This window comes from Paraburkholderia sp. SIMBA_027, assembly GCF_046535315.1.
GTDB lineage: Bacteria > Pseudomonadota > Gammaproteobacteria > Burkholderiales > Burkholderiaceae > Paraburkholderia > Paraburkholderia tropica.
On sequence record NZ_JAWRWY010000858.1, the window covers coordinates 1 to 263 of the forward strand.

A 263-nucleotide genomic window follows, 5' to 3' on the forward strand; every position below is an offset into this window, starting at 1 on the left:
CTGGTGGCTGGTGCTGGTAGAGGCACTGTTCGCTGGAGTCGGGTCACTGTATGCGGACGCAGTGCGGCTCAAACCCATCGGGCCCTTCTTCGGCATCTTGGCGCTGGGTGCCTGCGCTTCCGTCCCAACGAATGTCCCCTGGGCCGTCGCGGTACTCATCGCAGCGGCGTCCGCCGCCTTCTCCGTGGTGATCGGCTTTGCCGGCTGGTTCCGACGGCGGACGTGGCTGGCGGGTGCCACCCGAAATATTTCCTTGCTCCGCG

At 66.2% G+C, this 263-nt stretch carries 1 pseudogene; it reads left to right on the top strand.

Features of this window, described 5'->3' with window-relative positions:
• Window positions 1-263 (top strand): annotated as a pseudogene (locus SB764_RS41515) (hypothetical protein); the annotation flags it as partial.